Genomic DNA, 5,184 nt, shown 5'->3' with positions numbered 1-5,184 from the left:
GAGCATGATGCAGAAAAGTGGGAAGCGGCTTTCGGACGACATCATGCTCTATCTCTTTGATTTAGAGGCGGATTCAGATTTCAGGTCGATTCGACCTGAAATCATCCGGCTCTAGGGCTTGCGGCCGATCACGGCGCCGTTCGCGGCGGGTGCGTCGAACCAGACCGTCTCGATGTGCCGGAATCCGGCTTCCTCGAGCCACGCCGAATATTCGGCCGGCGTGTAGTTTCGTCCTTCCGTCTCGATCAGCATGTTGAGGCTCATCAGCGCGGCCGGCGCTGGTCCGGTCTTTTCATCATTGACGAGAAGCTCGCTGATGACGACGGCGCCGCCACTCGGCAAAGCCGCGAAGGACCGGCGCAGCAGGGCGCGGTTCTTCGCCTCGTCCCAATCGTGCAGGATCATCGACAGGAGATGCACGTCGTGATCCCCCGGAAGCTGCTCGAAGAAGCTGCCGCCTGCGGCCTCGATCCGGTCGGTCATGCCGGCCTCGGCAATCTTTCCCGCGGCGATCGTGGCCACATGAGGCAAGTCAAACACGGTCGCACGCAGCGCTCCGTACTGTTTGCAAAGCTCGATGTCGTACGCGCCCGATCCGCCGCCGATGTCCAGGAGGCGGCGGGAATGTTCGAAATCCACCGCTTCGCCGAGCTTGCGCGCGGTCATCGTGGAAAGCGAATGCATCGCCTCCCAGAAGAGTGCCAGCATCGTCGGATCCTCGCCGTCGAAGATCGAGGATTGCACTGCCGGATCCCATGTGGTTGGCACGGTTCGTGCGCAGCGCCTTCGTAAGCTTTCCCCAGCCCGCGTAGAGCCGCTTGTCGGCCATCTGCACGAAGCCCCCGAAGTAATACGGTTTCCCGCGCACGAGATAGGCTCGCTTAACGGCGTATTGCGATAACGGCCGTCCGTTTTCTCCAGAAGCCCAAGTGCAGCGCAGCCGGTCAACAGCATCTCGGCCGGGCGCGGATGCAGGCCGATCGCTTCCGCCAGCCCGGCGACCGTGATGCCGGCGCCGCCCGCAAGGCGGCTGAAGAGGTCCAACTCGTCCGCAGCGGCCAGAGTCTTGAAGGTCCAGAAGCCGGTCGAAAGCGCCATCAGCGGGACGGCGGAAGGAAGCTCCTGCGTGCTCATCATTTCACTCCTCTCATGACAGACGGATCGCGCCGGTTCCAAGCTGCTGAATCTCAGCAGGCCAGGTTACGGGGTGATTTCGGGAGTCGGACAATCGGTTACGGCTGTAACGGACCGGTCGGCTTACCTCATCGACATCAAGTTCGTGACTAAACCTGGCTTGACTTCAAGCACTGCCACTGGGGCCTCGGCATAACCGATGTCCGTCAGCCGCTCGGGGGTCAAATCCGCGATTGCCCGACGTCTGGAGACGATCCGATGCCAAGTCTTGAGAGCCGCGATGACAGTTGCTGTGGTTTTCAGCACAAATCCAAGCAGGCGTGCTCTCGATGAGTGATGTCGGACGCGAGTTTCCGTGTGAGGCAATTTGGCCTCCTATTTTACAGACTACGGCCATAGCCTTGCATCACAGTGCTTGGCGGACGTTCGGCTGCGCGCAACGGTTATCGCTACAGCAATGATGAATCTGCCTCGCGCAATCGAACCGTCAGATAGTCAGGTCAAGGTCTCCGCAACTGTTTCGAGCGCAAGGGCTGCCGGCTCCTTCATTGCAGTCGTGGTATCGTAAGGAAATTACAGGACTGATGGAAGTGCCAATTCTGACATTTTCAGGCAGGCCAATTTTCTATACTTTAAGAGCATGATGGCCTTTCACATCAGCTTGGTCGGACGCAAAGACCTCAGCGGCGAGATCTATCGTCAGATCCGGCGCGCCATTCTGGATCGGCGGCTGCGGCCTGGCGACCCACTGCCGCCCGGCCGCGAACTGGCGCGGACGCTTGCCGTGTCGCGTGCCACCGTGACGGTGGCCTATGAACGGCTCGCCGCGGAAGGGTTCGTGACATCCCGGCAGGGGTCTGGGACATTCGTCAGCGGGGTCACGCTGGCCGGGCGTGAAAAGACAAGGCGGCGATCCTCCACCGGTGTGATTCAGCCGCGCCCGGTCTGGGAAGGGATTCCGCTCCTAACGGCGTTCGAGGTGCGGGCTCGATTCGATTTTCGCACGGGGTTGCCCGACGCTTCGTTGTTTCCCCACCGGCACTGGCGGCGGTCGGTTGCTCAGGCGCTGCGGTCCAGCGAAGCGGCCTCTGGCTTCTATGAGCATCCCGCCGGGCATCGCGATCTTCGCGCGGCAATTGCCCGGCAGGTCGGAATGTCTCGCGGGTCGAGGCATCGGCAGACGACATCGTCATCACCAATGGTACGCAGCAGGCGCTCGATCTCCTGGCGCGCATCCTGTTGGAGCCAGGTGACAGGATTGCCGTCGAAGACCCCTGCTACGGCCCCCCGAGACATTTGTTCAAGTCGTTGGGCATTCACGTGGTCGGGGTGCCGGTGGATCGGGAGGGACTGCTCGTGGAGGCACTGCCGCGAGGAGTCCGGGCCGTCTATGTCACGCCGTCCCACCAATATCCGCTTTCCGTCACGATGACGCTGCCGCGCCGGCAGGCACTATTGGCGTGGGCGGAGCGCAACAACGCGGCCATTATCGAAGACGACTACGACAGCGAGTTCCGTTTTGCAGACCGCCCCCTCGAGCCATTGCAGACGCTCGATACAAGAGGTCGGGTTGTTTACGTAGGTTCCTTTTCAAAGACGATGCTGCCGACCCTCCGACTAGGCTTCCTGGTGACGCCGCCATCGCTCAGGTTGGCCCTGCACAAGGCGAAGTTCGTCAGCGATTGGCATTCATCGACCCTCGGGCAGGCAGCGCTTGCGCGTTTCATCGATGAGGGCGCGTTTGCGCGTCACATCCGTCGGGTGAGCGCAATCTACCGGGAACGGCACCAGATTCTCGCGGACGCCATCACCCGCGATTTTGCCGAACATCTCGAGCTCTCCCGTCGACAACGGGGCTCCACCTTACCGCTCTGGCTCGCAGACTGTCCGTGGACCAGATAGCCAAGATCGCCTGCCGCGTTGCCGATCGCGGCGTCGCCGTCCAGGTCCTGTCACGGTTCGCCGTCAGCGGGATCCCCCGAGCCGGGATTATGCTGGGATATGGTGCCATACCGACGGCAGAAATCATAGAAGGCCTGCGGTCGCTTCGGGCCTGCTTCGACGCCGCACCACCCGTGAGCTAAAATATCGAGGATTACGCCCGGGCGACCGAAGGACCGGAGATGGGGCGGAATTTGACCCTCAATTTCTCCGGCCGGAGGTCAGGAAAGGATCGTCTCCTGCCATTCCCGCGGGCACCAAGCGTCAGATTTTCACCACTAGAACGCGCTGACGTAGAGGCCGCCATCCACCGGTGTGTTCTGCCCGGTCAGATAGCCGGCATGGACCGAGCACAGGAAGGCGCAGATCTGGCCGAATTCCTCCGGGGTTCCGAGCCGCTTTGCCGGAACGTTAGCCGCTGCCTGAGCCTTGCGCGCGGCGGCGGCAGCCGGATCCTCGACGCTGCCGGGCTCATGCGGGCCGCGCAGCCGGTCGGTGTCGAGCTTGCCCGGCAGCATGTTGTTGATCGTCACGTTGCGGTCCATCACCGTGCGCGCGACGCCGGCAAGGAACGAGGTCAGGCCGGCGCGTGCGCCCGATGACAAATCGAGGCCCGGGATCGGCACATAGACCGACAGCGAGGTGATGTTGACGATGCGGCCGAAGCCGCGTGCCGCCATGCCGTCGATGACCGCCTTAATCAGTTCGATCGGGGTCACCATGTTCTGGGTGACGCCTTCGAGGATCTTTTCGCGATCGAGTTCGCGGAAATCGCGAAGCGGCGGTCCGCCATTGTTGTTGACGAGGATGTCGGGATCGGGGCAGGCGGCGAGCAGCGCCTTCTGCACTTCGGGCTTCGACACGTCGCCGACGATCTCCGTCACCTTGACGCCGAATCGCTCGCGCAGTTCCGCGGCGGTTTTCGCGAGCAGCTCGGCATTGCGACCATTGACGACCAGATCGCAGCCGGCCTCGGCCAGCGCCATGGCGCAGCCGCGCCCGAGCCCCTTGCTCGAAGCGCAGACGATGGCCTTCTTGCCGCGAATGCCGAGATCCATGTTTTTTCTCCTTATGAGTGGCGGCAACCTACTCTCGGAGCTGGCCCAATCGCAACCGTCATACGATTGTTGCATGAATCGGGGCATAGGCTGCTCGAAAGCAACGGTGACGATCTGATGTCTGGCGCAGAGCCCCGCACTTTCCGCAGCATGTTCATCTCCGACATCCATCTCGGATCGAAGGCGGCCAAGGCCGACTTCCTGATCGATTTCCTGCGCCATCACGATGCCGATATCATCTATCTCGTCGGCGATATCGTCGACGGCTGGCGCCTGAGACGAAGCTGGCACTGGCCGCAGAGCCACAACGATGTGGTCCAGAAACTGCTGCGCAAGGCGCGCAAGGGCGCCAGCATCACCTATATCGCCGGCAATCACGACGAGTTCGCGCGCCAATTCCAGGGCGTGCATTTCGGCGGCATCGTCGTCGCCGACCGCGCCATCCACGAGACCGCCGACGGCAGGCGTTTGCTGGTCATCCATGGCGACCAGTTCGACACCGTCGTCCATAATCAGCGCTGGCTGGCCTATCTTGGCGACTACGCCTATGACGGAGCCATGCTGGTCAACCGCGTCATCACGCGTCTGCGTCAGCTGCTCGGCCTGTCCTACTGGTCGTTCTCGTCCTGGGCCAAGGTCAAGGTCAAGAAAGCGGTGAACTTCATCGGCTCGTTCCAGACGGTGCTGACCGAGGAAGCGCGCCGCTCGCATGTCGACGGTGTGATCTGCGGGCATATCCACCATGCCGCGATCGAGAGTTTCGAGGATGTGCAATACATCAACACCGGCGACTGGGTCGAAAGCTGCACGGCGGTGGTCGAGCATTTCGACGGCCGGATGGAGATCCTGACCTGGGCGCATATCCTGCCTGAAGCGCCAGACGAGCCGTTCATCCCGATGCTCATCGAGGACAGGGTGGTCGAAGCGGCTTGACCTCGCATTAATTAGGACGACGTGCGTCCACCTTGGACGCACAAAGTACGCCCTAACACTTTCTAATCTACGCATCGGCCCGAAAATCGGAATCGATTTTCGGGCCGATGCGTTAAGG

The 5,184-nt window shown here is 61.8% G+C and carries 3 protein-coding genes and 2 pseudogenes; 3 read left to right on the top strand and 2 right to left on the bottom strand.

Annotation, left to right across the window (positions count from 1 at the left end):
* Positions 1-111: 111 nt before the first annotated feature.
* Complete coding sequence (locus MESS2_RS19005) at positions 112-1,134, bottom strand: methyltransferase (RefSeq protein ID WP_008876037.1); 1,023 nt, start codon at positions 1,132-1,134, stop codon at positions 112-114.
* A 640-nt stretch (positions 1,135-1,774) separates the two neighbouring features.
* Here MESS2_RS19005 and MESS2_RS34155 point away from each other — a divergent pair.
* Positions 1,775-1,993, top strand: a pseudogene (locus tag MESS2_RS34155) (GntR family transcriptional regulator); the annotation flags it as partial.
* 323 nt (positions 1,994-2,316) lie between these two features.
* Positions 2,317-3,036: pseudogene (locus tag MESS2_RS33025) on the top strand (aminotransferase-like domain-containing protein); the annotation flags it as partial.
* Between the two features lie 317 nt (positions 3,037-3,353).
* Here the strand turns inward: MESS2_RS33025 and MESS2_RS18990 are convergent.
* Positions 3,354-4,133 carry an SDR family oxidoreductase gene (locus MESS2_RS18990; protein WP_008876032.1) on the bottom strand — a complete coding sequence of 260 codons (780 nt, stop codon included), beginning with the start codon at positions 4,131-4,133 and terminating at the stop codon, positions 3,354-3,356.
* A gap of 117 nt (positions 4,134-4,250) precedes the next feature.
* On the opposite strand from MESS2_RS18990, the gene MESS2_RS18985 reads away from it, so the two are divergent.
* Positions 4,251-5,066, top strand: a complete 816-nt coding sequence (locus MESS2_RS18985) for a UDP-2,3-diacylglucosamine diphosphatase (RefSeq protein WP_083918602.1) — start codon at positions 4,251-4,253, stop codon at positions 5,064-5,066.
* Positions 5,067-5,184: the final 118 nt, after the last annotated feature.

It is taken from the genome of Mesorhizobium metallidurans STM 2683 (assembly GCF_000350085.1).
GTDB classification, from domain to species: Bacteria; Pseudomonadota; Alphaproteobacteria; order Rhizobiales; family Rhizobiaceae; genus Mesorhizobium; species Mesorhizobium metallidurans.
This window is presented reverse-complemented; position numbering and strand designations above follow the sequence as displayed.